The organism is Janthinobacterium sp. LM6 (assembly GCF_002002885.1).
GTDB lineage: Bacteria > Pseudomonadota > Gammaproteobacteria > Burkholderiales > Burkholderiaceae_D > Janthinobacterium > Janthinobacterium kumbetense.
The window spans coordinates 4,197,407-4,222,530 of the sequence record NZ_CP019510.1; the positions used below are offsets into that span (position 1 = coordinate 4,197,407).

General features: G+C 61.3%; 21 protein-coding genes. 8 read left to right on the forward strand and 13 right to left on the reverse strand.

From position 1 onward, the window contains the following. The first annotated feature begins 395 nt into the window (after nucleotides 1–395). The 4 genes from BZG29_RS18440 (at nucleotide 396) to BZG29_RS18455 (ending at nucleotide 4,743) form a co-directional block, all read left to right on the forward strand. Nucleotides 396–710 carry a hypothetical protein gene (locus tag BZG29_RS18440; RefSeq protein WP_150130989.1) on the forward strand — a complete coding sequence of 105 codons (315 nt, stop codon included), beginning with the start codon at nucleotides 396–398 and terminating at the stop codon, nucleotides 708–710. Nucleotides 711–781: 71 nt separating this feature from the next. Then, a complete protein-coding gene (locus BZG29_RS18445; protein WP_077406054.1) occupies nucleotides 782–1,177 on the forward strand; it encodes a hypothetical protein in 396 nt (131 codons plus the stop codon). A gap of 3 nt (nucleotides 1,178–1,180) precedes the next feature. Beyond that, the gene (locus BZG29_RS18450; protein WP_077406057.1) at nucleotides 1,181–2,611 is read left to right on the forward strand and encodes a hypothetical protein; all 1,431 of its coding nucleotides are present in this window, start codon (nucleotides 1,181–1,183) and stop codon (nucleotides 2,609–2,611) included. Beyond that, complete coding sequence (locus tag BZG29_RS18455) at nucleotides 2,611–4,743, forward strand: hypothetical protein (protein WP_150130990.1); 2,133 nt, start codon at nucleotides 2,611–2,613, stop codon at nucleotides 4,741–4,743. Before BZG29_RS18450 ends, BZG29_RS18455 begins: the two co-directional genes overlap by 1 nt. Before the next feature lie 240 nt (nucleotides 4,744–4,983). Here BZG29_RS18455 and BZG29_RS18460 read toward each other — a convergent pair whose 3' ends face one another. After that, the gene (locus tag BZG29_RS18460) at nucleotides 4,984–5,565 is read right to left on the reverse strand and encodes a recombinase family protein (RefSeq protein ID WP_077406063.1); all 582 of its coding nucleotides are present in this window, start codon (nucleotides 5,563–5,565) and stop codon (nucleotides 4,984–4,986) included. 341 nt (nucleotides 5,566–5,906) lie between these two features. Here BZG29_RS18460 and BZG29_RS18465 point away from each other — a divergent pair, with 341 nt between their 5' ends. Beyond that, on the forward strand, nucleotides 5,907–6,176 hold the full coding sequence (locus BZG29_RS18465; RefSeq protein ID WP_077409174.1) for a hypothetical protein: 270 nt from the start codon (nucleotides 5,907–5,909) through the stop codon (nucleotides 6,174–6,176). Between the two features lie 457 nt (nucleotides 6,177–6,633). Beyond that, entirely contained in the window at nucleotides 6,634–6,819 is a 186-nt protein-coding gene (locus BZG29_RS27880; protein ID WP_150130991.1) for a hypothetical protein, read from the forward strand. A 582-nt stretch (nucleotides 6,820–7,401) separates the two neighbouring features. Here BZG29_RS27880 and BZG29_RS18475 read toward each other — a convergent pair. From BZG29_RS18475 to BZG29_RS18490, 3 genes are all read right to left on the reverse strand, one after another. Beyond that, nucleotides 7,402–7,671, reverse strand: a complete 270-nt coding sequence (locus BZG29_RS18475) for a hypothetical protein (protein ID WP_077406069.1) — start codon at nucleotides 7,669–7,671, stop codon at nucleotides 7,402–7,404. Continuing rightward, nucleotides 7,668–8,063, reverse strand: coding sequence for a hypothetical protein (locus BZG29_RS18480; RefSeq protein WP_077406072.1), 396 nt, complete (start codon nucleotides 8,061–8,063; stop codon nucleotides 7,668–7,670). Before BZG29_RS18480 ends, BZG29_RS18475 begins: the two co-directional genes overlap by 4 nt. A 70-nt stretch (nucleotides 8,064–8,133) precedes the next feature. Then, complete coding sequence (locus BZG29_RS18490; protein ID WP_077406075.1) at nucleotides 8,134–9,513, reverse strand: phage tail length tape measure family protein; 1,380 nt, start codon at nucleotides 9,511–9,513, stop codon at nucleotides 8,134–8,136. 242 nt (nucleotides 9,514–9,755) lie between these two features. On the opposite strand from BZG29_RS18490, the gene BZG29_RS18495 reads away from it, so the two are divergent. Next, a complete protein-coding gene (locus BZG29_RS18495) occupies nucleotides 9,756–10,505 on the forward strand; it encodes a hypothetical protein (RefSeq protein ID WP_150130992.1) in 750 nt (249 codons plus the stop codon). Nucleotides 10,506–10,831: 326 nt separating this feature from the next. Further along, nucleotides 10,832–15,874, forward strand: coding sequence for a diguanylate cyclase (locus tag BZG29_RS18500; protein WP_077406080.1), 5,043 nt, complete (start codon nucleotides 10,832–10,834; stop codon nucleotides 15,872–15,874). Nucleotides 15,875–15,918: 44 nt separating this feature from the next. Here BZG29_RS18500 and BZG29_RS18505 read toward each other — a convergent pair whose 3' ends face one another. The 9 genes from BZG29_RS18505 to BZG29_RS18540 all read right to left on the reverse strand — a co-directional run bounded on the left by BZG29_RS18505 (nucleotide 15,919) and on the right by BZG29_RS18540 (nucleotide 25,120). Further along, nucleotides 15,919–17,418 (reverse strand): nucleobase:cation symporter-2 family protein, encoded by a 1,500-nt coding sequence (locus BZG29_RS18505; RefSeq protein ID WP_253192639.1) that lies wholly within the window; start codon nucleotides 17,416–17,418, stop codon nucleotides 15,919–15,921. Nucleotides 17,419–17,940: 522 nt separating this feature from the next. Further along, complete coding sequence (locus BZG29_RS28195) at nucleotides 17,941–18,105, reverse strand: hypothetical protein (RefSeq protein ID WP_171985052.1); 165 nt, start codon at nucleotides 18,103–18,105, stop codon at nucleotides 17,941–17,943. A 131-nt stretch (nucleotides 18,106–18,236) separates the two neighbouring features. Further along, entirely contained in the window at nucleotides 18,237–18,563 is a 327-nt protein-coding gene (locus BZG29_RS18510; protein WP_150130993.1) for a hypothetical protein, read from the reverse strand. Then, nucleotides 18,560–19,057, reverse strand: a complete 498-nt coding sequence (locus BZG29_RS18515) for a glycoside hydrolase family 19 protein (RefSeq protein ID WP_077406084.1) — start codon at nucleotides 19,055–19,057, stop codon at nucleotides 18,560–18,562. The genes BZG29_RS18510 and BZG29_RS18515 overlap by 4 nt, the downstream gene beginning before the upstream one ends. Nucleotides 19,058–19,071: 14 nt before the next feature. Then, nucleotides 19,072–19,500, reverse strand: coding sequence for a hypothetical protein (locus BZG29_RS18520; protein WP_077406087.1), 429 nt, complete (start codon nucleotides 19,498–19,500; stop codon nucleotides 19,072–19,074). A gap of 68 nt (nucleotides 19,501–19,568) precedes the next feature. Further along, a complete protein-coding gene (locus tag BZG29_RS27885) occupies nucleotides 19,569–21,368 on the reverse strand; it encodes a hypothetical protein (RefSeq protein ID WP_150130994.1) in 1,800 nt (599 codons plus the stop codon). Continuing rightward, a complete protein-coding gene (locus BZG29_RS18530) occupies nucleotides 21,369–22,223 on the reverse strand; it encodes a hypothetical protein (RefSeq protein ID WP_077406093.1) in 855 nt (284 codons plus the stop codon). A 183-nt stretch (nucleotides 22,224–22,406) separates the two neighbouring features. Further along, nucleotides 22,407–24,290, reverse strand: a complete 1,884-nt coding sequence (locus BZG29_RS27890) for a hypothetical protein (protein WP_150130995.1) — start codon at nucleotides 24,288–24,290, stop codon at nucleotides 22,407–22,409. Further along, nucleotides 24,290–25,120 (reverse strand): hypothetical protein, encoded by an 831-nt coding sequence (locus BZG29_RS18540; protein ID WP_150130996.1) that lies wholly within the window; start codon nucleotides 25,118–25,120, stop codon nucleotides 24,290–24,292. The genes BZG29_RS27890 and BZG29_RS18540 overlap by 1 nt, the downstream gene beginning before the upstream one ends. Nucleotides 25,121–25,124: the final 4 nt, after the last annotated feature.

Genomic DNA, 25,124 nt, shown 5'->3' on the forward strand with positions numbered 1-25,124 from the left:
CCATTTTCACCGTTTTGGGCCATCTGGAGGCGGTTTCGGCCGTCGGCCCCACTACTGCCGGGGTGGCTATTCGGCCCAAAATAGAGCCGAAGCAACGCCGAATACTTTTCACGTGCCTGGCCCGCAACATCAGCGGCCCCTCATAGGGGAAAATCCAGGCAGGCCAGCAAGACATGGAGCGCCCTGTAGCGGCGTTTTGCCGAAGGCGCAGCGCTATCCGCTCGATGTAAAAGACGGTATGTCGACAAACTTTTACACACCGTCCCCGGCCACACCTGGGGCGCACGGCTTGATTCCGCTGCGCTCGACGATATTTGGCCATCGCTTAGGTTTTTTTCTTGAGGCACGACGCGGCCTTAAGTGCGCACCAAAGCCCCCCTTTGGTGATGGCTTTGGTGAAGAACCACGACAACTTTGCCGCGTGTTGCGGCGCCGCAGGTGGCCTTGTGCGTAAAGGGGCATATCAAAAAATGCTCGATGGGCTGGCCGCGCTATCGGTGCCTGAGCCAGCAAAGCGCCAGTTCGAAGAGCTGATACGCAAGAGCGCAGCACTGGACGGAATTTCTTCAATCGACCGGCTGGAGCGCGTGAAATTCGCGCGCCGCCTGCTCGACCAGAAGGAAAGCCGCGCGACGATCTGCCTGCGCCTGCAGGCGAAGTATGGAATCGGTCGCTCGCAAGCCTACCTGGTCATTGCCGAAGCCCTCTAACTGTCCGATTTTTTCCCTGAAAATCGGACGCAAGCGGGTTTTAATGCGTCATCGATATGAAAGGGAAATGAATGAAAATCGTCTACTTCAATCCGGAGTTGAGCGCTCGAGCGCCTGACCTTCTCGGTGTTTTCTGTCTGGACCCCAGCGGGCAATGGCTCACCTTGAAAGATATCGATGATGCGCTTGCCGGCGGCGCGGATGTGGAAATCCGCCAGGCCAGCGAAACTGAGGTTGAGCGCGCGGAAGCAGTTGCAGTGCTTTACGAAATCGAATTGCAGTTGGCACGACAAGTTGGCGGCCTGCTCGATCCAGGCGCTACGGCCACCGACAACGTTGCCGCAATGGTCGCTTCCGCCTTTACTGCGGGCATCACAGAACCATTGTGCGAGCCGCTGCTGGCGGTGCCACCACCTGTTATCGGCGTCACACGCGCCGTCACCCCATTACATCTCAACGAGGATTAAATCATGGCAGACGACAACCTCTTCCAGCAGTACTTGCGGCCGCCAAAATCGGTCATGGAATACACAGCTGAATACGATGCTGCTGATGCACGCAAGCAAGCCTTGGGTCAAAATGCCCTGGAGTTGGCCGCTGGCCATCAGAAATACAACGACGGTGTGCAATCGCGCCAACGCGCTGACCAGTTGCGCCAGACGCTGATGGGCTTGCCACAAGGTGCCACCGACGACCAGCGCATCCAGGCCATGCGCGGGCTTGGCACGCCGGAGGCTTTCACCCAAGCCGACTCGGTCCAGAAAACGCTGGACGAGCGCCGCAAGGTAAATGCTGCCGCCGACAAGGACGATGCTGAAACTGCAGTGAAAAAGCTCGCGCAGTCGACTGCCCTGCACAATTTCCAGGCGCAGAAGCTGGCCACCGTACAAAGCCCAGCCGATGCGCTGGCCTGGGCCGAAGAAAGCCATGCGCTAGGGCTGTTCTCGCAGCCAGGCCAGTATGAACGCGGCGTCGCCGCCATCCAAGCTGCCGCGCAGGATCAAGACCCGCAGGCGTTCACGCAATGGAAGGCCCGCGCAATGCAAGGTGGTCAGTCCGTCACTGATCAGTTGAGGCAGCAACTCGATCAGCTGAAGCAAAAGGAGCAAGAGCGCCAGTTCGGTATCACCGACGGCCGCACCAAGTCAGAAGGCGCCGCAAACAGGGACACCCAGATCAAGGTACAAAAGATGATCACGGACCGCCAAACGGCCACCGTCGAAACACCGGAAAGCATTGAGAAAATGGCACAAGGCATTGCCTCAGGGCGCCTCGCTCCTATGAGCAGCTTCGCCATGCTCAAGCCCAGCGGTAAAGCGATTATGTCCCGTGTTTTGGACATCAATCCTTCATATGATGCGGGTGACTACCTGTCGAAAAACAAAGCACTGCGCGATTTTGGAACCGGTACTCAAGGGCTCGCTGTGCAAGCTGCCAACACTGGACTGAATCACCTTGATACAATCGAAGAACTAGCAAAAGCACAAAAAAATCGTGATGTGCGGATGTTCAACGCTGCAGCTAACCGGCTCGCGGCTGAGCTGGGGAGCGCCGCGCCCACCAGTTTGGCGGCGGCAATTACGATGGTGGCGCCAGAAGTGTCGAAAATGGTAATCGGCGCAGCTGGCGGTCAAGAAGAACGCAAGACTTTTGCCCATAACTTTGACCCGAATGGATCCCCTGAGCAAACAATTCAAGGGCTTGCCGCCATCCGTCATTTGCTGGGCGGTAGGTTGACCGAAGCGGAACGGACATATCAGAGAACCACTGGACGCAAGGATTTCGGCGACGCCATGCTTTCGCCAGCAGCTAAAAAAGTCCTCTCATCGGCGACAAGTACACCTCGTGCAGCGCCTGCAAAGCCCGCTTTGCCCACGGGCTGGAAAGTTGAGGTGTACTGATGCCTACTTTTAAATTCACCAGCCCAGATGGAAAAAGATATTCCGTCGATGGACCAGATGGCGCCACCGAGCAGGAGGCATTCCAAATGCTGCAGTCACAGCTTGGCGCAGGGCCCCAGGTGCCAGCACCTGCCAAGCCATTCGGTCAGCAGTTGAATGACAATATCGCCGACATCCCGCGTCAGGCAGGGCTCACCGCCCGCTACGGCATCGAAGGCGTCGGCGGGGCACTGAACATGCTAGCGACGCCCGTCCGTGCCGGCCTGAACTTGCTCCTGCCGAAGCAGCAGACGCTACCCGGCTTGGTGGCCGGAGCCTCTCGACGTGATGCCATTCAGCCCATCAACTTCAAGGGACTTGCTGATGCTGTTGGCCTGCCAGAACCTCGCAATGCCCTTGAGCGCGTCGTCAGCGACGCATCGCGCACGGTGGCGGGCGGCCTGGTGCCGATGGCGGCGGCTGGCCGCATCGCCCAAGGCGCCAGTGGCGTGACAAAAGGTGTTGCTCAGACACTTTCGGCAAACCCATTGCAGCAGCTCGTCTCTGCGGGGAGTGCGGGTGGAGCCGGCGGTTATGTGCGTGAGACTGGTGGCAACGATTCATCGCAGATGCTGGCGAGTGTAGCGGCTGGCGTGGCAGCGCCGCTGGCGATGAACAAGCTCAGCCAAGTGGCCGGTGCGGTTGGCCGCATGGCGCGCCCACAGGCACCGCCACCTGCTCAAATCGATATCCATATCAACAATGCTTTGCAACCGAGCGGGATGACGCTGAACGATCTACCGGCCAGCGTGCAAGCAGGCATTCGCAAGGACGTGACCGAGGCCTTCAATATCGGCGGCTCGGTCACCCCCATGGCCGTGCGCCGGCTGGCCGACTACCGTTTGACCGGCGCCACGCCAACCGCTGCCGGCCTGACCGACAACCCCGCTGTAATCACCCAGCAGCGTAATCTGGCCAAGCTCGGCATCAACAGCAAGGACTCCGCGGCACAGGCCTTGGGACAAACCGAAAATGCCAACAACAGGGTGCTGATCAGCGGATTGAATGACCTGGGCGCTGGCACGCCGGATACCGCTATCTCGGGCGGCCGCCGTGTAATGGGTGCGCTGTCGAGCCGCAACGACGCGGCCAAGAGCGCCATCGATGCGCGCTATGCCGCAGCACGTGCGACCGATGGCCGCAGTGCGGCGCTTGATCCGCACACGTTCAGCAATCGGGCGAATGACGCACTCGATGAGGCATTGCTCGGCGGGAAACTGCCGGCTGACGTGAGAAGCCTGCTGAACAAGGCAGCCAGCGGCAAGATGCCGCTGACGGTCGACACTGCGGAACAGTTCAAGACGCGCATAGGGGACCTGCAGCGCTCGTCCACCGATGCCAGCGAGCGCAAGGCATTGGGACTTGTGCGCCAGGCGCTGGATGATACGCCGCTGCTCGATGGGCAAGGGCAAGACGCCATCAACGCCTTCAACCGGGCGCGCAGCTTGAACCGGGCATGGATGGGTATCGTGGAGAAAACGCCCGCGCTGCAAGCGGTACGCGATGGAATCGAACCCGACAAGTTCGTGCAACAGTTTATCGTCGGCGGCGGGGCGAAGGCAAACGTGGCCGACCTGGCCGCGCTGCGGCAGTCGGTGAAGGCAAGCCCGGATGCACTTCAGGCCGTCCGGGAACAGATCGCCGCGCACCTGAAGGCCAAGGCGCTGAACGGTGCCGCTGACGAAGTGGGCAACCTGAGCCAGTCGGCTTACAACAAGTCCTTGAACGCCATCGGCGACGAGAAACTGGCATTGTTTTTCACCAGGCCGGAGGTCGACCAATTGCGCGCGATCGGGCGGGTGGCCAGTTATGAGCAGGTACAGCCGAGGGGCAGCGCGGTCAACAACTCCAATACTGCGGCGGCCATTGGCAATATTTTTGACCGTCTTGCCGCCAGCTCGCTGCTGAGTAAGGTGCCATTTGGAAAGTCGCTGCAGGAGCCGATCCAGAATATCGCGGTCGGGTTCAAATCAAGCGCGGCGATGAATGCGCCGAAAGCACTGGCGGGCAACGCATTGCAGCGCGCTGCAGGCCGCCCGGTGGGGCTGGCGATGTCGCCGGCCGTGCTCATGCAGCAGCAAGAGGAAAACTGAACGCCTACTTCCTGGATTCAAGCCAGGCGGTAATGAGCATGGCGATAAAAGCGCCCAACATGATCGGATCGTAGTGCATGGTTTTTTCCGGCAAGCCTGTCGATCTGGCGATTATAGACGCTCTACCCATCGTGTTGATGATGGCCTTGCACAGTACCTGCACCATGCTCCTATGGTGCAGGTATCATAGCAACCATATCGCACCAGCGAAGCAGCTGGTGCGTGCACTCCCCCACCGGCCTATGCCGCATCGGGCTGGGCCTTGAGTATCCGGCCAATGCTGGCGCGTGATATTTCATAGGTGCGTGCCAATTCGCTGATCGACGCGCCCTTTGCATGCTGCGCAATGATGGCCAGCCGCTGGCTGTCATTTGTTTTGGCTGGGCGGCCCAACTCCGTTCCTTGCTGCTTGGCGCGCGCCAGTCCTGCCTGGGTACGCTCGACCAAAAGATCTCGCTCCATTTCCGCGACGGCGCCCAGCATGGTCAGCATGAGTTTTCCGGCCGGCGAGGTCAGGTCCAGCTTACCGAGCTGCAGCACGATCACCTCGATGCGGCGGGCGGCCAGCGCCTTGATGGTGGCGCCAACGTCCTGCGCATCACGGCCCAGGCGGTCAAGCTTGGATACAACCAGCGTTTCGCCAGCACGTATCTGCTGCTGTAGCTGCGCAAACTGTGGCCGCTGCGCTGCTGGCACCTTTCCCGACACACCCTCGTCTGCGAACCAGTAATCGATCACGATCCCGGCGCGCTCAATCTCCTGGCGCTGGTTCTCGGTGGTCTGGTCTGCCGTGCTGACTCGGCCGTATGCGAAAGTTGCCATTTCTATCTCCAAGGGTGAGCAAACATGTTCAATAACGTGTTCAATATATATGAACATGCCCATAAGTCAAAGGGGTATTTTATGAACAGTGCAATGAAGGGGTTTTATCGCATGTTCATAAACGGTCGTTTTTGAACATGTTGTTGAGACGCTGGTGCACTGGTTCAAGTGCGCGCAACATAGCCAGGACTACCATATTGTCGATATTGGCCATGCGCATGCCGTTTGATGATGCTGGCAAGCTGGTCACTCGGCAACGGTGCGTGAATCAAATACTTACTGGCCAGGCTGCGATGGTACGGCCCGGCGTTACCTCAATGACGAAAAATAGGAGCACGAGCATGACACCTACCGAAATCGATGTCCTCACCAGACTCGCGGAAGCAATAGAAAAAATGCAGCGCACTCCACTACCGCTATCCATAGACCTTTGGGATATGGAAATGCTGGGGCAATACTTCAAGCGAAACCCGCAGGTCGTGCGCCAGAACATCGCCTGTCTTCCCAGCTTCCCAAAGGCGATCAGGCTGCCGACGAAAGCGAAATCGCATCCGCTGTACAGTGCAAAAGAGGTGGTCGAGTGGGCACAGCGCCACCGTGACAAAAACTGATACTCTGGCCCGGCGACGAATTTCAGCGTCTTCGCCAGACCTGCAGTTGTCGAGTGTCCCGCGCAGCGCAATCGATATAGGAGTTGGTATCGCAACAGCGATCCATCCGGGCCGTGATCCCAAGCACGCAATACAGAGTACTTTTCTTTTTGACGGTACTTTTGACGGTATCTCAATGCCGTCACGGCGAAGAGTTAGCCATTCATGCGGGTTTCTGGTTCAGATTCGATTCCGGCTCCGGCACCAGCGCACATGCGGCCAACAGAGATAGTACCCACTATTTCTCTCGTTCACGCCAGTTCCGCAAAACTTGCTCTGTTCCGCAAAAACTCTCCGATGCACCTGCAACGATCTCTCTCCACTTCGCCTGGATCTTCATTTTTTGTGGTAGACCGACAATTTTTGACCCGGCCTGAACTTCCGCAAGGACTGCGCCAACAGTGCGAGGCCATCAATCATGCGCCAACTGCTTTCGCTTACCCTTCTGTGTACTGCGGCAGGTTGCGCGACAGGCAACCAAAGCGGCAACAAACCGTCTGCTTTTATTGGCCTGAACAGCTTCGCCCTCGCCGCCCGCTACGGCACGCCAACCAACTACCAATGCCAGCGCGACGATGATGCAGGCGCTGGATATATCGCTTGAGCTAATCGACCGCTGCCAGAACCACGTTCTGCCGGGCAGTAAGGTGCGACGGCATTACATGCTGCATGACTATGCGGATGAGAAGCGAGCGGCATGGGATGGACTGGGTGGACGACTTACTGATCTGCTCACTGTAGCCATTTAGGAATATGCAGATATTGTTGCTGCAAACATAAATATTTAGTGTAAAGTAAACATTTCTTTGAAGTATTTTAAAATATTATGAGAACAGCAAGAAGAAGCTTAATACAAGAAGTTATGGACTCACTGGAGTCTGGAGAGTCGCCACCTCTGGATCGGTACTTTTCTTATCGTCACTTGGTGACCGACGAATGCCATATTTTTCATGGGAAATATAACCCCACCGAAAAAAAATGTAGTATCGACAAAGATAGAACGTCAATATGTCAGAAAATGACGATCAAGACCGCGAAGGAGCAGGAGGCTGAAGAAGTATTTGAGTGCTTCAATGAACAAGAGGCCCGTGAAAAATGCGCTAGACTCGGACGTGAAGTCTGTGGAATCTGCGTCAGCAATCTTTACTCAAACGTCGAGATGCTGATTGATCCCTACGATTGACCCCTAACGGCATCCAGCAACAACCGCCTCCAGCTCACCCTCATATTTCCGGCCACGCGGCCAGTCCCGCGCCAGCGCCAGGACGATCTCGCCATCCGTCGCCGTCGCTGGCAACTTGTCGAATTCGTAGGCGGGCCGCTGTATTTCCATCTTTACACATGGTGTAAAGACTGGAACTTCGATGCGCTGGGCTGCCGGTGGTGCGCTGCCGCAGCCAGCCAGCAGCACAGCCATGGCCGAACTTGCCAATTTGGTCAAGTTGCCGATTTTCATCGCACGCCCTCCAGCAGCATCCTGACGGCCGGCATCGCCTCGTCGCAGGTATTGGCGCGCACGCCAGCGATCTGCGCCAGGGTGGCATCATATTTCTTGCCCTTGGCAGCGGCCGCCACGTGGGCCGCCGCGCCGCGCTCCTGCGCCAGCAGCGTCGCCCGGGCCATGCCGTCGACAGCCAGGTTCTGCTCGGCGATCGATGTGCGCAGCTGCGCGCTGACGCCCTGCTCCTGCACCAGCGCCGCGCGCGCGACGTCGCGATCACCAGCGGCAAGCCACCAGCCGGTACCGGTGGAGCTGGCCACCAGCAACAGCACGGCGGCCAGCGCGATGGCTGCCGCCTTCCAGATGCCGCTGACGGCGGCGCCCGCCAGCGCGCCCAGGCCGCTCACGACTCACTCCAATCCGGCAGCGGCACTGTCTGCCCTGCCAGCGCGTGCGTACAGTCACCCAGGAACTGGATCATGCCATCGGTGACGAAGCTGTGGCAGATGCCGCACTTGAAGGGCGAGGGTCGGCCGAACCGCGCCTCATACGTGCACCAACACTCCTTCGCGTCGCTGTCAGCATGATGTATGCGATCTGGTCGCCCGTGAACTTGCCAGTGCCAGCCAATTCCGTTACAACCTTCTTCGCCTCGCCAATACTCCCGTGCACGGCAGTCGCGGCATGCGCCAGTTCATTCAGCTTGTCGCTGGTAACCCCTGCGTAGTTGTTGGTCGAGATCAGGGCATTGTTCATTTCTCGCTGTGTGCTGGCGCCTTTGATCATTGCGTAGGCCACCGTACCCAGCGCGGCTGCAAAGCCCAGCACGGCCAGGCCGGTACTACTGAACAGCAAGCCTGCGGCGCCAGTCTGCTCGCCCAATACCATCATTGAGCCGCCAAAGCGCTGGAACTGCCCTTGGCTGAGCTCGTGCGCGAGAACCAACAACTCGCGCTTGGCGCTGGCTGATTGGAAGCTGAAGCCCTCCATGTGTCCGCCAGCTTTCTTGGCGCCTTCGCCAGTTTCGGCCAACTTGTTGATCAGTGGCGCCGCCGCATCGGAAACGCCCAGCTGAGCGGCGCGATATGCTTGCAGCTGCTGGGTCGACATGCCCAGCGTGGCCACCTGGTCCTGCAGGCTTTTGATAAAACGATCACCAGCGGCTGCCGCGCGATCCTGAGCGCCAGCAGCGTCGCGTGCAGCTCGTTCTTCGCGGTGCATCGCATCAATGCTGTTTCCCAAGGCTGCGGCCTTGGTCTGCGCGGCACTTCCAAGGCCAAGCTCGGCCGCACGATAACGCTCCAGTTCGCCCCGCGCCATTCCGAACGTGTCGATCTCGCGTTGCAGCTCGATCAGCATCCTGTGGTTGGATTCCTCCAGTGTGCGCGCAGCATCGGCCGCCTGCCGCATGATACGGGTCGTGTCGGCCATCGCACCGTTGTAGTCGGCCTGCTTCTTCCAAGTACGCTCGGTGGCATTGCCAAGACTATCAATCCCAGCGGCGGCGGCCTCACTACTACGCCAGACACCCATCGATGAGCCCATGAACCCATCGAGCGTGTTGCTGCCGCCCAGGAAGACCGTGCGAATGCGGGTGGCGGTTGCGCCCATTGCATCGATAGATGCCGACGCGGCGTCGACCTTTTGCACCACGCGCGCGCCGGCCTCGCCGACGGCATCGACGGCCGCCGCGCCTTCGGCAGTTTTCGCCTTGGCGTCAGCGCTTGCCTTCCCAAGCTTAACAATGGCCGACGTCGCGCTGTCGACCTTCTTCTCGACACCCTCAGGGCCGCGCTCCATGCGCCATCGCGGCTCCAGCCATTCTTCCAACATGGCAATACAGGCATCATCGTCCATGGCAACCAACAGGGGTGCCGACGGAGCCCCCCATTTTCACCGTTGGCTGGCCGCAACGGCGGAGAGTAACGGTGCTGCGCACCAACGAGGCTCGTATACAAGAGGCTAGCGCCACGCGCGGGCAACGAGGCGGACGACATCAGATAGCGTCATCAAAATATTGTAGCGTGTCGTAAACGTTCAAGACTTGCTTAAGCGACCAAACGATACTACCTCCATCTCATGCCAACCGAGGGAGTCTGATGAGTACCGCTGTCATGTCCGCCTTGCGCGAAATTGACGATTTATTAATAAATGAAATTTTCGGTGCAATATCTGTAGCCCTCGATGAGGTATGGAGCCCCAGCGCAACACAGGGAAAATCACACTCATGGATTCATATGTCAATTCGTAAATTTCACCGCCTGTCGGCATGTGTCCTGGCGGCCTTTATATTGCTGCATATTGTTAATCACCTGATGGCCATTGCCGGCGCCCATGCGCACATCGCCTTCATGGAGGCGACGCGGCCACTCTATCGAAATGCCGTCGTCGAGCCGGTGCTGTTGGCGTGCGTGCTGTTTCAATGTGGCAGCGGAATATGGATGGTGCTGCGGGGATGGAAAAAACGCTCCGGCTTCGTAGCGTGGCTGCAGGCCGGCTCAGGGATCTATCTGGCCCTCTTCCTGCTTTTTCATGTCGGCGCGGTCCTGTTTGGCCGCGCCGCGCTCAAGCTCGACACCAATTTTTACTATGCCGCAGCCGGTTTTGTGCTGATGCCATATGAATTGCTGTTTGCACCGTATTATTTCTTCGCAGTGTATGCGCTATTCACGCACCTGGGCTGTGCCGCATATTGGCAAGCCGAAACGCACTCGCCGCTGGTGCGCAGACTCGCCATCGGCGTTCCGGCAGGAGTCGGCCTGGTGGTCGCCCTGCTGATTTACCTGGCGCTAGCAGGCATGCTCTACCCGCTCGACATTCCCGCAAAATACCTGACTATTTACCGGTAAGCGGGGCGCGAGCACACTGAGTCAGAACAGGCATGAAAAAAGGAAGCCGAACCATTTGCTTCTGCCAATTAGCCTGCACATTCTTTGTCCGATGGCGTACATAGTGCGCCATCATGCTCGTTATCCAGTTTCCAGGTTGCGCTGGTGCCGCCTCCCCTCATCGCTCCCCGTCAGTGCCTGCCCCCGCTGACGTTTTTACAACAGTCCCCATCGCCCCGCTCCGTCCCCCGCGATTCCCTACTGATATAATACTAGCAATCAACTAGTACTCCGAGATGTGCGCCTCAAGGCTCCCGCAACCGTCTGTGTACCGCTAAGCCCTGCCCATGCGCTCCCTTTTCGACCACGAGATCATCAAACAGCTCCACAGCGGCGCCCGCTCGCGGGTTTACCGCGCCCGGGCCGCCGATGGCACTGCGCTGATCGTCAAGATGCCGAATCAGCCGTTCCCCTCCTTTCAGCAGCTGGCACAATTCAAGCGCGAATATGCGATCGCGCGCCGCTGCCGCCATCCTGGCGTGGCGCATCCGCTGGCGCTGCAGCTGCACGGCGGACGCTGGACGATGATCCTGGAAGATACCGGCGGCCTGGCGCTCGACCAGGTGTTGCGCGCGCAGGTGGCGGCGCGCAGGACGCCGTCGCAGCCCGCATTGGCGCTGGACGATTTTTTCGACATCGCGCTGCAACTGTGCGCGGCGCTGGACGAGGTCCATCGTCAGGGCGTGATCCACAAGGACATCAATCCCTCCAATCTGGTGTGGAATGACGAGCAGCGCCTGCTGCAGCTGATCGATTTCGGCATCGCCTGTGAACTGCCCTACGAAAGCCATGGCATCGTCAATCTCCAGACCCTGGAAGGCACGCTGCGTTACATGGCGCCGGAGCAGACAGGGCGCATGAACCGGCGGGTCGATTGGCGCGCCGATTTCTATGCACTGGGCGCCACCTTGTACGAAATGCTGACCGGCCAGGCACCGTTCGAGACGGGCGACGAGATGGAACTCGTGCATTGCCATATTGCGCGCAGCCCGGACTGGTTGCACCCTGCGCTGGCAAGCTTGCCCGGCCAACTGCTGCCGATCATCCAGCGGCTGCTGGAAAAGAATGCCGATCAGCGCTACCAGAGCCTGCAAGGCCTGCGCAGCGACCTCGAAGCCTGCCGCGCGAACAAGCCGGCGCAGGCGCTCAAGCTGTCCGACCACGACGGCCGCTTCCTCGTGCCACAAACGCTGCACGGGCGCGAGGATGCCATTGCCGTGCTGCTGGCGGCGTTTGAACGCAGTACCGCCGGCAGCAGCGAGATGCTGCTGGTGGCCGGCCATTCGGGCATCGGCAAGTCGGCGGTCGTCAACGAAGTACAAAAGCCCATCATCGCCCGGCGCGGCCGCTTCCTGTCCGGCAAATTTGACCAGCTCCAGCGCGACGTGCCGTATGCCTCGCTGATCCAGGCCTTCCAGGGGCTGGTGCGCCAGTTGCTGGATCAGCCGGAAGAAACGCTGCGGCAATGGTCCGCAAAACTGCACGAAGCCCTGGGCAGCGGCGTGGGCGTGATCGTCGAGCTGATTCCCCAACTGGCCTTGATCGTCGGCCCCACCGACCCGCTGCCCGCGTCGGCGCCGGCACAGGCCCAGCTGCGCCTGGACCGTCTCTTCCCCCGCTTCGTCGAAGTCTTCGCCTGCGCCGGGCATCCGCTGGTGCTGTTCCTCGACGACCTGCAATGGGCCGATGCGGCCACGCTGCGGATGATCGAGCTGCTGATGGTCTCCTGCGACAAGAGCTGCATGCTGTTCATCGGCGCATACCGCGACAATGAAGTGGGCCCCGCGCATCCGCTCAGCGCGCTGCGCGACAAGCTGCTTGCCCGTGACGTGCGCCTGTCGACGCTGCTACTGAACGCGCTGACCGAGCCGCAGGTGGCGCAAATGGTCTCGGCCACCGTGCGCGTGGCGGCACCTTACTGCGCGCCACTGACCAGCATTTGCTACCGTAAGACGGCCGGCAATCCCTTCTTCCTCAACCAGTTCCTCGCTGCGCTCAACGAGGCGGGCCACCTGCGCTACCGGCCCGCCGACGATAGCTGGGACTGGGACCTGCCCGCGATAGAACAGGCCGGATACGCCGACAACGTGGTCGAGGTGCTGCTGGAGAAAATCCGCCACCTGCCCGGCGTGACGCAGCACCTGCTGCAACTGGCCGCCTCCAGCGGCAACCGCTTCACGCTCGACACGCTCACCCTGGCAGTCGACCGCGCTCCCCGGCAAACGCAGCAAGACCTGTGGCCGGCGCTCAGGGCAGGCTTGATCCAGCCGCTCGACGAACGCTATAAATACGTCAATGGCGACACCGCCGCGGGCAACAGCGGCGTCAGTTACCGCTTCCTGCACGACCGGGTGCAACAGGCAGCCTACCTGGTCGCCGATGCCGGTGCGCGCGCGGCTAACCATCTTCTCATCGGCCGCCTGCTCCTGCGGCATACGCCGCCGGAGCGCCAGGACGAGACGCTGTTTGACATCGTCGAGCAGCTCAACGCCGGCCGCGCGCTGATCGACGAAGCGGGCGAGCGCGTGCATCTGGCGACGCTCAATCTCCAGGCCGGTGTCAAGGCACGGCGCTCCGCCGCGTTCCAGTCCACCCTGGAGCACATGCGCATCGGTCTCGACCTGCTGCCGGCGGACGCATGGAACGCCCACGCCGGCCTCTGGCTCGATCTGCAGCTGGGCGCCGCCGAAGCGGCCTACCTGTGCGGCCAGTTCGATGCCGCCGAGGCGATCTACCCGCTGGTGCGCGCCCGCTCCCTGAGTCCCCTGCTGCACGTGCGCTGCATTGCCATCCAGGCGCACCAGTATCAGTTGCAGGGCCGCCTGCTCGACGCCATCGCCGTGCAGCGCGACGGCCTGGCGCAGCTGGACATTGACATTCCGCACGATGTGGCGCACATGAAGGCGCGCTTCACCGATATTCTCACCGACATCGGGCAGCAGCCTGGCGCGCATGCGCCCGAGACCTTGCTGGCGGCGGCCGACATGTGCGAGCCGGACGCGGTGGCCGCGATGCAGATGATGCAGGGCCTGTGGATGGCCAGCTACTACGCCGGCCAGCAGGATCTCAGCGCGCTGATGGTGGTGTCGATGACGCGCCTGTCCATGCAGCGGGGGAACAGCGATTTCAGCGCTGTCGCCTATGTCGGTTACGCGATGATGCTGGCCCTGTACAGCGGCGACATTGCGCGCGGCTACCACTTCGGCGCAATGGCGATGGCGCTGGCCAGGCGCCGCGCCAACCTGCAGACGCGCACGCTCACGGGCCTGATGTTCGGCGCGCTCAGCAACCACTGGACGCAGCCGCTGCGCAGCTCCGACGCCCTGTACGAGGAAGCGTTTGGCTGGGCGCTGGAAATCGCCGATTTCGTGCAGGTCGGCGTGGTGGCCGCCGTGCGCGCCACCGACCGGATCATCCTCGGCGACTACCTGCCGCACCTGATGCACGACATCGAGCACGACCTGGCGCTGATGCGCGCCAACGGCCAGCAGGCGATGGCCGATTGCTGCGTCGCCGCCGCGGTTCAGCCGATCAAGTGCCTGACGGGCCTCCTGCCGCGCCATGACAGCTACGACGATGCGGCGTTCAGCGAGGCAGGCTTCCTTGCACGGTATGGCGATTCGCACCTGTACCGCGCCTACTTCTTGCAAGGCAAGATCCGCAACGCCTACCTGTTCGACAACGCCGACGCCGAACTGCTGGCCGGCCAGCTCGGCATCGTCACGCAGATCATGCGCGGTCAGGCCAAGGTGGCCGAGTGCAGCTTCTACGCCGCGCTGATCCTGATCCGCGCCTTGCGGCGCACTCCCGCGCGCGCCGATTCCGGCGCCGTGCTGAGCATGATCGGCACGCTGCAAGCGAGTCTCGCCGAATGGGCCAGGCAAGGCTCGGACAATAGCGCTGCCAAGCACCTGCTGGTGATGGCCGAGATGGCACGCTACCGGGACGATCTGCAGCTGGCCACGCACCTGTACCAGCAGGCGATCGACGCGGCTGGCCTGGCAGGCTACGTCAACATGCAAGCGCTGGGCAATGAGCTGTGCGGCGAATGCTGGTGCGACCAGGGGCAGCCGCGCGTGGCAGCCGTCTTCATCGGGGACGCCATCGCGCGCTACGACCAGTGGGGCGCGCAGGGCAAGGTGGCGCAGCTGCGGGAGCGCCATGCCACGCTGCTGTCAAGGATGGATGGCCGCGGCACGCAGCGGCACTCCGTCTCCCACACGCACGGCAGTTCCGCGCTCGACCTGGTGTCGCTGCTGAAGGCGGCACAAATCCTGTCGAACGAAGTCGGCCTGCGCAACGTGCTGACGCGCCTGATTGCCATCGTGTGCGAAAACGCCGGCGGGCAGGTAGCGCGCCTGCTGCTGCTGTCCGAAGGCAGCTATCAGCTGGAGGCCAATATCGATGGCGATGGCGTCACCGTCCTGCAAGCGCGCCAGCTCGACCTGAACGCCGCCAGCGACCCGCAATTCCCGCTGTCGCTGCTGCGCTACGTCATCCGCACTGGCGCTGAGGTGATCGAAGACTGCATCACGGGCGCCTCGCGCTTTGCCGCCGACCCGTACGTGCAGCTGCACCTGCCGCGCGCCGTCATGTGCCTGCCGATCCGGCACGGCGGCCGGATCGACGGCATCCTGTACTTCGAGAACCGGCTGGCCGACGCCTCGTTTACGGAAGAACGCGTCGCATTCCTGCGCATGCTCGGCGCGCAGGCGATGATCTCGATCTCCAGCGCCAGGCTGCATGACAGCCTGGAACGGCGCGTTGCCGAACGCACCGGGCAACTGGAAGACGCCAACCGCAAGCTGGCGACCCTGTCCATCACCGACGGCCTGACGGGCCTGTCGAACCGGCGCCATTTCGACGACGTGCTGCGCAGCGAATGCGCGCGAGCCACGCGCGTCGGCCAGCCGCTTGCCGTCGTCATGCTCGATGTCGACTACTTCAAGCTATTCAACGACCGTCACGGCCACCAGGCCGGTGACGCCTGCCTGATCCGGGTCGCGCAGGCGCTGGCGGGCGGCATGCGGCGTGCGGGCGACTTGACGGCGCGCTACGGCGGCGAAGAGTTTTCGATCGTGCTGCCGAACACGGGCGCGGACGAAGCGAACCAGATCGGCGAAGCGCTGCGGCGCGGCATCGAAGACCTGGACATCGTCCACGCGAGTACGGAAGCGCAGCAGGTGACGATCAGCGTCGGCATCGCGGTCCAGTCGGCGCCGGGCGCCGCCGATCCGGACACCATGTTGCGGCTGGCCGATGCCGCGCTGTACCAGGCCAAGGATGCAGGGCGCAATTGCGTGGTGCTCAGAATTCTGCCGCCTGGCTGAGCAGCATGCGGCGCGCAGCCTTTTTCACGGCGCGGGTCGGCGCCTCACTCGCTGCCATGGGTGTTTTCGCGCGCCTGCTCGCGCGCCTTTTCCTGCGATGCCAAGCCGTTGAAGAACAGATTGAGCAGCACGGCGACGATGGCGGCCAGCAGGATGCCGCTGTGCAGCAGCGGTGACAGGGCCTTCGGCATGTGCTGCGCGTACTGTTCCGCCACCAGCGGCAGCATGCCGAAGCCGATAGCCAGGGCCACGATGAACAGGTTGTTGCGGTTGCTCTTGTAATCGACGCCGGCCAGGATGCGGATGCCGGTGGCGGCGACCATGCCGAACATTACCAGCCCTGCCCCGCCCAGCACGAACGCCGGCACGGCTTCGGCCGTCTGCGCGATCTTCGGAATCACCCCCATGACGAGCAGGATAAGGCCGGCTGCCACGCAGACCCAGCGGCTGCGCACGCCCGTCACGCCCACCAGACCCACGTTTTGCGAAAACGAGGTATAGGGAAAGGTATTGAAGATGCCGCCGATCAGGGTGCCCAGGCCGTCGACGCGCAAGCCGCGGCTGATATCGGCCTGCGTGATGCGCTTGTCCGTCATCTCTCCCAGCGCCAGAAACATGCCCAGGGACTCAATCATGACGACGATCATCACCAAGCTCATGGTGACGATGGCGACCACGTCGAAGGTCGGCATGCCGAACTGGAACGGCGTGACGATGGCAAAGGCCTTGGCGCCGGCCACCTTGGCAAAATCGGCCTTGCCCAGCGCAAACGACAGAGCCGTGCCGGCGATGATGCCGATCAATACCGCGATGTTCGACAGGAAACCGCGGCCATACTTGGCCACCAGCAAGATGACGGCCAGCACGAAGAAGGCGATGCCCATGTTATCCAGCGCCCCATAGCCGGGATTGGCGATCATCGGCACGGGTCCAGCAGGCGCGGGCAAGCCGGCCGCCGTGGCGGCAGCGGCCATCTTGACGAAAACCGGGTCGGCGATCTGCGCCATGGCCGGCGGCCCGCCCATGGCCCAGTTCACACCCACTCGCATCAGCGACACGCCGATCACGGCGATGATGCTGCCGGTGACCACGGGCGGAAACAGGGCCAGCAGGCGGCTGATGAAGGGAGCGATCAGCATGGAGACGACGCCGGCGCCGATCACGGCGCCAAAGATGCCGGTGATAACCAGGGTCGGATTGTTTGCCATGGCCAACATGGGACTGACGGCGGCAAAGGTCACGCCCATCATCACGGGCAGGCGGATGCCGAAGTACTTGCCGATGCCCAAAGACTGGATCAGGGTCACGAGGCCGCAGCAGAACAGGTCGGCACTGATCAATGCCGCCACCTGCTCGGGCGGCAGCTTGAGGGCGCGGCCGACGATCAGCGGCACGGCGATGGCACCCGCATACATGACGAGCACGTGCTGCAAGCCCAGGGTGAACAGTTTGCCGGCTGGCAGGATTTCATCGACGGGCGGTGGCGCGGCAGGCACGGTGCCGGGCGCGCTGCGGTGGATGGATTTCAGACGGGGAGTGGCCATTTACGCTCCATTTCCTGGGTTACCGCGGCCCGGATGGGCGCAGGTGAAAGGGAAAAGCAAGAGAGAAACGGGACGACAGGAACACACTGACGGCGGATGAGGCATGCGAAGCTCCTTGGATGGGATGACCAAGGCATGCCATGCACGCATCGTGCCAGGTGGATTGTATACAAGAATCGTGCCGAAAATCGCCAGAGATCAGGCAATTTGACGGTGGATGCACCGTTTTCTCGCAGGCTGCCAGCCGCCTGCACCAGAAGGCGGCACAAGGCGGCGGGGCTGACCGGCCGCTGATGGCTGATGGCTGGAGTTGGAGTTGGAGTTGGGAACTGGAGTCTGAAGCTGGAACCTGGCGACTGGTGCTTGGAGCCTATCCCAGTAGATGCATACCCCCCTGCTGGCGCCTCTCGGAAGTGAGGACTGTGTTGATAGTCGTGGCGTGGCTCGCCACGCGTCCCCTCACGCCTTGTCCTCGCTCCTGATGCGCTGCCAGCAGAAGACGCTCCCTACCGGGATAGGCTCTTAGCCACCAGAGCAGGCCTCAAGCAGCGATTCCAGCTGGCGCACATGGGCGGCACGCAATTGCTCGCGCGCCAGCAGGGCTTGCACTTGCTCGAAGATGCCGTGGGATGGCACAGCCGGCAAGGCGGGAGCGGCCGGGAGCGTGGCGATGCAGGGCGCGCTCACCGGCCAAGTTTCCACCTTCGATGCCGGCGCCCATGCCGCACAGCCGCTCAATAAACTCAGCAGCAATAGCTCGGCGGCGCACTGGACACTCCGCCGCCTTGCCCGCCATCCCCTACTCTCACACTGCGGCCTCATGGCATTTCGCTGGCGATCAGCGCCTCGGCCGCGCGGCAAGCGTCGTCACCTGGCTGCAATGCCAGGATGCGCGCCGCTGCCGCCTGGGCGCCTGCCTGCCCGGCCTGCGCCGTGGCCAATGCCTGCCGGGCCCGCGCCGACCGGCGTGCGGCCTCTTCCCGCATCGCACTCAGCGCCTGGGTCTGGCGCCGCAACAGGCCCTGCACCTCCTGCACTTGCGCCGCGCACGCGGCGCGACCGGCTTCGCGGCCCCAGCGCTGGGCGCAAAACACGGCTGCCCCCAGCAACAGCAACATGGCCAGGATGCTCAACGACGGCTTCACGTCAGCACCTTGCGCGCTGCCGCGAATATGACCAAGCGTTCGGCCAGACCGTTCACGCCGCCGTTGATGCGGCGCGTCACCCGTTCCTGATCGCCCGCATCGGCCAGGCGGTTCAAGCCGCGCGATTGCCAAAACCAGCCCGCCGAGCGACACGCGAAAATCGTTTGCTCCAGCAACTGCGGCGCCGCCAGCAAGTCCAGACCCAGCGACACGCCGCACGCCGCATAATTGGCGCGCCCCGTCACCTGCAGCAAGCCGCGCCCCTTGAAGCGCACGCCGTCGCCGGCAATCACATTGCCCAGATCCGCCCTCCCCTCATAAGCCGCGCCGCTGGCCAGCTCACGCACATAGCGCAACTGTCCCGATTCGTGGCCCACCTGTGCCAGGAACGCCGCTTGACGCAGCGGCGTATCAATACCGAATTCTGCCATCGCCGCATTCAAGGGCGCCAGGAACAGCATAGCGCGGCGGCCGGCCAACGGCATGATCTGCATCAATTGGGCGCCTGTCACAGCAGGCCCCGCACATCCTTGACGGCAGCGGCCGCATCGGCCGCCAGTTCGCCGATATCCTTGCCGCGCCGCTTGTCGAACCAGCGCACGCAGGCGCCCAGCACCCACCAGGCGGGCAAGCCAGCCGCCACCATCAGCGGCGCGGCGATGAACAAAAACCCCGTGGCCGGATCGCCGCCATACAGGGCCGCCACGGTCTTCGCGCTGTCGAACAGGCTGGGCCACCACGACAGCACGGCGGCCACGAGCACGGGACCGAGAAAGGTGGAAATGATGATGCTGGAACAGAAACGAATGAATGCCTCCTTGGTGGACTGGGGCCACATGAACATGAAGCCCAGCGACGTGGCGGCGGCGCCGGCCAGCACGGGCACGCCAAACAGTTTGATCAATGCGCCGCCGGCGGCGGTGGTTTCGAGGGCCATGATTGCCTTTCAGGTGGTGGAAATGAAAAAACCCGCCGAGGCGGGTTGGGATGTTGCAAGCGCAGTCTTTATGCCACTTTCACAATGACACGGGCGCGTCCATCATCTTCGATGGCGATGACCTTGCCGATGGCACGCATGTATTGCTGGAGCGTCATATCTTCCTCATTGATGGCAATGCCCGCAATGCCCTCGCCTTGCTGCACCGGCACGATGAACTGTCCGGAAGTGGCTCCCAGGACGTTGCATGGCACCTGACCGGCGAAAGCGATGCGGTCAACCGTCTGGCGCAGCGCTTCGAGTGCGGCATCGAAGGCAAACCCTGGAGCCTGCCGAACAGCCCACTCTTCATCCGTATCGCCTGCCAGCGGTACCTCGCGGTATACGGCAGCCTTGGCGGGAATCGCTGGCGTGAGCAGGGTCAAGCCATCGTAGACGGCTTCGACAGCCGGTTGCGCCTCGCTGACCAGCTGCGATTCGACGCTATCGGGTACACGCGTCACGGAAGGCGGACGGGGACCGAGCCGCTGCGACCATTTGTCGCCGCCCACCATGCAAGGATCGGTAGATTTCACGGCAAACGAGATGGCGTCGGCCCAGCGATCGGTAAGCTTGCCGTCCGCGCCGATGCCGATCACCTGTCCTGCCGCGACGATGCCGCATGCAGGAGACTTCAACATGTATTCGGCATAGTCGGCGCCACTGGCATTGATCGTGCCAGCGGCATTGATGCTGCGGCCGGTGGTCTGGAGGCCCACATACAGCACGGCGGTGCTCCCTGCCCATGATGCGGTACCGGCGCCAGCCAGTACCGCCAGGGTGGCCGTCGCCGGTTCGCCAGTGCGGCCCACGTACAGTATCTCCCCCGCCGGTGTCGTATCCTTGTAAATCGTATGGAGATCACGCGCCGCCGCGCCCGTGGAAGCGGGGCCGCACCGCATATTGCCCGGCCACGCCACCTGGCCCGTGCCGGTAACGCCCAGCAAGGGTGCGGAGAGATTCCCGCTGTTTTCGTCATAGGCCCGCAGATTCATCTTGTAGCCTTGATAGTAAAGGCTACCGCTTCCTGCGGAAGTTGACCAGAGGAAGCGACCGGGAAACGCAGCGCCGGCTATGCCGCCGACACCCAGCGCGCCCACTTCGTAATATGTGTTGGGCAACAATGGATTGCCGCCGTTTGGCACCAACAGGCTACTTTGCTGTCCGCCGCGTAGACCTACATGAATGGTTTTAGGACCATTCAACGTCGAATTAGTCTGCAATTCGACGGCTCCCGGCCTTACTGTCATGGCTGGTGCGCCGCCAACGCTCAGCGCATACACGGCGATGGCATCCCACGAATCCTTGGGCAGCTCGGTACCAAGGAATTCCAGTTTTTGCTGAAACCACATATTTGAATCGATATAGCAGGACAGCGTGGAAAACTGCACCGCGCCCACATAGATAACGCCATCGCTGCCTATCTTTACTCCCTGGATATCGGCATGCTTGCCATCGCCAATACTGTACCAAGAGCCACGAATCTTGCCATCATTATCACAGCGCAACAAAATCACCGTTTCGATGCCATTGGAGGAACCTTCGTAGGATGAATACGAAGTCGCGCCGGAAATCCGGATGGTGGCTTCACCGCTCAAGGCAGCAACATTAAACTTGGCAATACGCCACCAGCCATTGCTTAGACCAACATTCTGTTGCTGACCAGGACCACGCACCGCCATGGTAATGAAGCTCGGCGTCGTGATCGGTCCTGACATAGTGCCGCCAGTTAAAGGCAACGCGTTGTACGGTCCCGCCGCAAACGCCCGATCCATCTCATTCAATTTCTCGTTGACGTTGGGCATGCCGTCATAAAATTTGTCAGCCATTTAAATTCCTTCAATTTGTAGTGGTGCAGAATAAGTGTCAAAGTACGGCGTAGTTACCGCGTCGCTGTTGCTGGCTTTGCCATACAGCATGTAGTCCTGCTCCAGCAGCGGATCCGGGTTTTCCGGAAACAAACTGAACAGCATCGCCTTGCCCTTGCCGTTCTCGCGCAGGATTCGCATGAAGCGCGCGCGGTCCATCGGTGTCAGGTGCGTCAGATTGATGCTCAGCTTGTCGCTGCTCGTGCCCAGCGCGGTTTTCAGGTTGCCTGCACCCGTGCGGTAATTTTCACTGCTATCCTGCGTCTGCAACTGGGCGCCATACTCGGCGTTATATTGCGGTGACCAGTAATTGCCCACCACCAGCCGCGAGATTTCCAGGTAGCCTTCCGGGCTTTGTCGCGCAGACACGTCGATCACTATCTGGCGCACGCGCACAGGGGCGAACCATGTCACGCCGTCGGAGCCGCCGCCGCACGGCCAAGTGTTCACGCCGCCCCACTGATAGACGTTCCAGCCGAGCGGCAGTACGCCCCAGGGATAGGAACCATGCACGGCAGCCGGGCACGGGAAGATGCTGCCTGTGTCGAATACCGGCACTGCGTCGCCCGGCTGGGCATAGCCGCGCACGCGCATGCGCGCGCTGCTGGTCATGTTGGTGGAGATCAGCGCCACGCAGGCGATGGACTCCTGCGTTGGCCAGGTGGCGGTGATGGTCTGTGCAGTGCCGCTGGCGCGCAGCACGGCATTCTTGCTGTCGCGCTGCAGGTTGGCCGGACCCAGTTCGCCGGTTTGGCTTGATGCAGCCAGCACCGCGCGGTCAGCGGCGTTGTCGTGGATGATGCGAAGATTGCTCATGGCAGCAATGCCCCTTCCTGAATGAGGTAAGTGATTGGTGAAATAAACCCAGTGGCAGCGCCGATAGGCTCGGTGGCGGCAAATTCCCAGCGCCGCTTCGACAGCATCACCTCGACCATTTCGGTACTGGTGGAGGAAATAAAAAAACCCGCCGAAGCGGGTTTGGGAGGGATTACTGCCTGGTCACACGGACTTGACCATCACATAAGCCCGGCCATCGGGTTCGATCGAGATCACACGGCCGACTGCATGCAGGTACTGCTTCATGCTGAGATCGTCCTCGTGCACGGCGATGCCCTTGATGCCGGTGCCGTCCTGCACCGGCACGATGTAGTCGCCAGGCTGTGCGCCCAGCACGTTCACCGGCACGCGGCCGGCGATGGCGATGCGGTCGACCTTCTGGCGCTCGACTTCCAGCGCCGCGTCGAAGGAGGCCATGGCTTCGGCATCCTTCTGCACGGCGATGTTATGGGCGGCCAGTGCGGCGGTGTAGGTGGCCTGCTTTTCCGCCCACTCGTCATCGGTGTCGCCGGTTTCCGTTATCATGTCTTCGAATACCGGTGGGTTGATACCGGGCACGGGCTGCTGCGTGAGCAGGTCTTCGCGGCGCCGGGGTTGGGTCGGCGCTGGCCCTGCCTGGGGCGATGGTCGCTGCCCTATGTCATTCGCCCAGGAATCACCACCGACAAACGAGGGCGCCGTCGATTTGATCGAGAACATGACAGCATCGGCCCACTGATCCGTGACTTTATTGTCGGCGGTAATGCCGACTATTTGACCGGGGGAAACGATACCGCAGGTTGGGCTTTTGAAAATATACTCAGCATAGTCATTGCCAGACGTATTAACTGTACCTCCGGCTGATACGCTGCGACCTGTCGTGGAGTTCTTGCCTACATATAGTACCGCTACCGGTGCCGACCAACTTCCTACCCCTTCAGAGGCTAAAATACCTACACTTGGCGCGGGGGCGTTATCAACGCCAAAATATATAATCTCTGCTCCTTGCCCTGTCCCACGGCAGATGTTATGTCGCAGCAGAGAAGGGTCGCTACTTCCTGCCTTGAGCAAAGGAACATAAACCATGCCATTGCCAGTAATGGAAAACAGTGTTGGGGTGAAGTTCCCCGAACCCACATCACGAGCCTTAAGCGCCAGTTTGTATCCCAATGCGAATGGGCTGGCATTTTCACCTACGGATACCACAGCATTGAAAAAACCGGCGTATGAGATACCCGTATTGCCGGATACACCAATACGAAGGGCTTCTGCCTCTTGTTTAGCTACCATTGAGTGCGCTTTTGGCGCGCCTGCAAGGTACGACACTGAAGACGTGTTACCGTCTTGCGCACGCACTTCGACAATGCTGTCAAAGCTCGTACCTTGCAGAGTGGTTGGGGCGTTACCCATACCACGCGAACGAGGGGAGCGATACAAAGGCTCCGATGGGCTTGCGGAACTATCCCATACTGGCGTGCCAGTCACTGTGTCCACCGCAACTGGACTGGTATAGGTAGTGATCTGCATTCCCATCAATTGGAAAGATGCCTGAGCAAAACCACCTGCCAAAAAGAACAGGTACACCGAGACTTTGCCATCTGATTCCAAGTACGCCAAGAATCGTACATTAACCGGGATGAAGCGGCTGGACGACCATTCGACGTTCACACCTTCAGCTGCCGTAGCGACACGACTGCCGATGATGATAGTCATGGCTGTCAAATCATAAGCGCCCCACCCCCCTACCATTGCATCAATACGCAGCGATGAGTACGTGCTGGAAACCGTAGGCTCCAAGGTTGCGATTTTATACAGGCGCTGACCTTGGCCACCTTGCAGGTAGTTGTATCCATACTTGTTAGCCATTCCTGCACCAACACTAATAGGAAATTGTGACTTAATTGGCGTTGCAGTATCAATCCACGCGGCATCAATATAGCCATTCGGCCCGCCAAGCGGCGACCGCCCCACAGCTGGCGCATACGACGCCACCACGGCGCCCCGCCCCGCCAGCTCATTCAGGCGCTGGATCGTATCCTTCTGACCATAGTAAAAAAAATCACCCATTACAGTTCCTCGATTTCGATGTTGGTGGCATATGCCTGGAAAGATGGCGTGGTGATGGCGGCCAGATTGGCCAAACGCCCATACACCTGGTGCGCCTGCTCCAGCTCGACATCGTCGCTATCCGGATACAGGCTGACAAAGAGCGGACGCGACAGGCCGTTGCCGCGCACGATGCGCCACAGCTCGGCACGGTCCAGTGACGTCATGTGATCGAGCGCCAGCGACAGCTTGCGGTACATCACGCCCCGCTCCACCTTCTGTTCGCCAGCGCCATTGCGGTACTGGCTGCTGGTATCGATTGGCGTGATACCGGCGCCATACGACGCGTTCTGCTCGGGACTCCAGTAAGGGCCAGCCACCAGGCGCGCGGCCTCGATGTAGCCGGCAGGATTGTCGGGGTCGGCCAGGTCGATCACCAGCTTCCTGATGCTGCGCATCTGGAACCAGCAGCGGGCGTAGGTACCGCCGCCATAGCTGTAGGCATTCAAGCCCAGCGGCAATGCGCCCCAGTCCCACATGCCCAGCCGCGCATACTCGCACGCTGGCATGAGGCCACTATCGAATGCTGGCGTAGTGTGGCCAGGCTCGATGTAGCCGCGTGCGCGGATGGTCGCCCCTGAGGTCAAGTTGCAAAACGGCAGGGCCACACCACCGACAATTTCCGGTGACGGCCACGTTGCCGTGATGCTCAGCGCAGCGCCAATTGAGCGCAATACCAGAGACTTTCCCTCGCGCTGCAGATTGGCCGGCCCCAAGGTGCCGGCCTGGCTCGATGCCGTCAACACTGCACGGTCGGCGGCGTTGTCATAGATGATGCGAAGATTAGTCATCCGT

Coding starts and splice junctions, on each gene's coding strand:
- BZG29_RS18540 (WP_150130996.1), bottom strand. CDS start 25,120: ATGACTAATCTTCGCATCATCTATGACAACGCCGCCGACCGTGCAGTG.
- BZG29_RS18445 (WP_077406054.1), top strand. CDS start 782: ATGAAAATCGTCTACTTCAATCCGGAGTTGAGCGCTCGAGCGCCTGAC.
- BZG29_RS18465 (WP_077409174.1), top strand. CDS start 5,907: ATGACACCTACCGAAATCGATGTCCTCACCAGACTCGCGGAAGCAATA.
- BZG29_RS27890 (WP_150130995.1), bottom strand. CDS start 24,290: ATGGGTGATTTTTTTTACTATGGTCAGAAGGATACGATCCAGCGCCTG.
- BZG29_RS18460 (WP_077406063.1), bottom strand. CDS start 5,565: ATGGCAACTTTCGCATACGGCCGAGTCAGCACGGCAGACCAGACCACC.
- BZG29_RS18495 (WP_150130992.1), top strand. CDS start 9,756: ATGAGTACCGCTGTCATGTCCGCCTTGCGCGAAATTGACGATTTATTA.
- BZG29_RS18455 (WP_150130990.1), top strand. CDS start 2,611: ATGCCTACTTTTAAATTCACCAGCCCAGATGGAAAAAGATATTCCGTC.
- BZG29_RS18490 (WP_077406075.1), bottom strand. CDS start 9,513: ATGGACGATGATGCCTGTATTGCCATGTTGGAAGAATGGCTGGAGCCG.
- BZG29_RS18505 (WP_253192639.1), bottom strand. CDS start 17,418: ATGGCCACTCCCCGTCTGAAATCCATCCACCGCAGCGCGCCCGGCACC.
- BZG29_RS18515 (WP_077406084.1), bottom strand. CDS start 19,057: ATGCAGATCATGCCGTTGGCCGGCCGCCGCGCTATGCTGTTCCTGGCG.
- BZG29_RS18475 (WP_077406069.1), bottom strand. CDS start 7,671: ATGAAAATCGGCAACTTGACCAAATTGGCAAGTTCGGCCATGGCTGTG.
- BZG29_RS18530 (WP_077406093.1), bottom strand. CDS start 22,223: ATGAGCAATCTTCGCATCATCCACGACAACGCCGCTGACCGCGCGGTG.
- BZG29_RS27880 (WP_150130991.1), top strand. CDS start 6,634: ATGCGCCAACTGCTTTCGCTTACCCTTCTGTGTACTGCGGCAGGTTGC.
- BZG29_RS18500 (WP_077406080.1), top strand. CDS start 10,832: ATGCGCTCCCTTTTCGACCACGAGATCATCAAACAGCTCCACAGCGGC.
- BZG29_RS27885 (WP_150130994.1), bottom strand. CDS start 21,368: ATGGCTGACAAATTTTATGACGGCATGCCCAACGTCAACGAGAAATTG.
- BZG29_RS18520 (WP_077406087.1), bottom strand. CDS start 19,500: ATGGCCCTCGAAACCACCGCCGCCGGCGGCGCATTGATCAAACTGTTT.
- BZG29_RS18450 (WP_077406057.1), top strand. CDS start 1,181: ATGGCAGACGACAACCTCTTCCAGCAGTACTTGCGGCCGCCAAAATCG.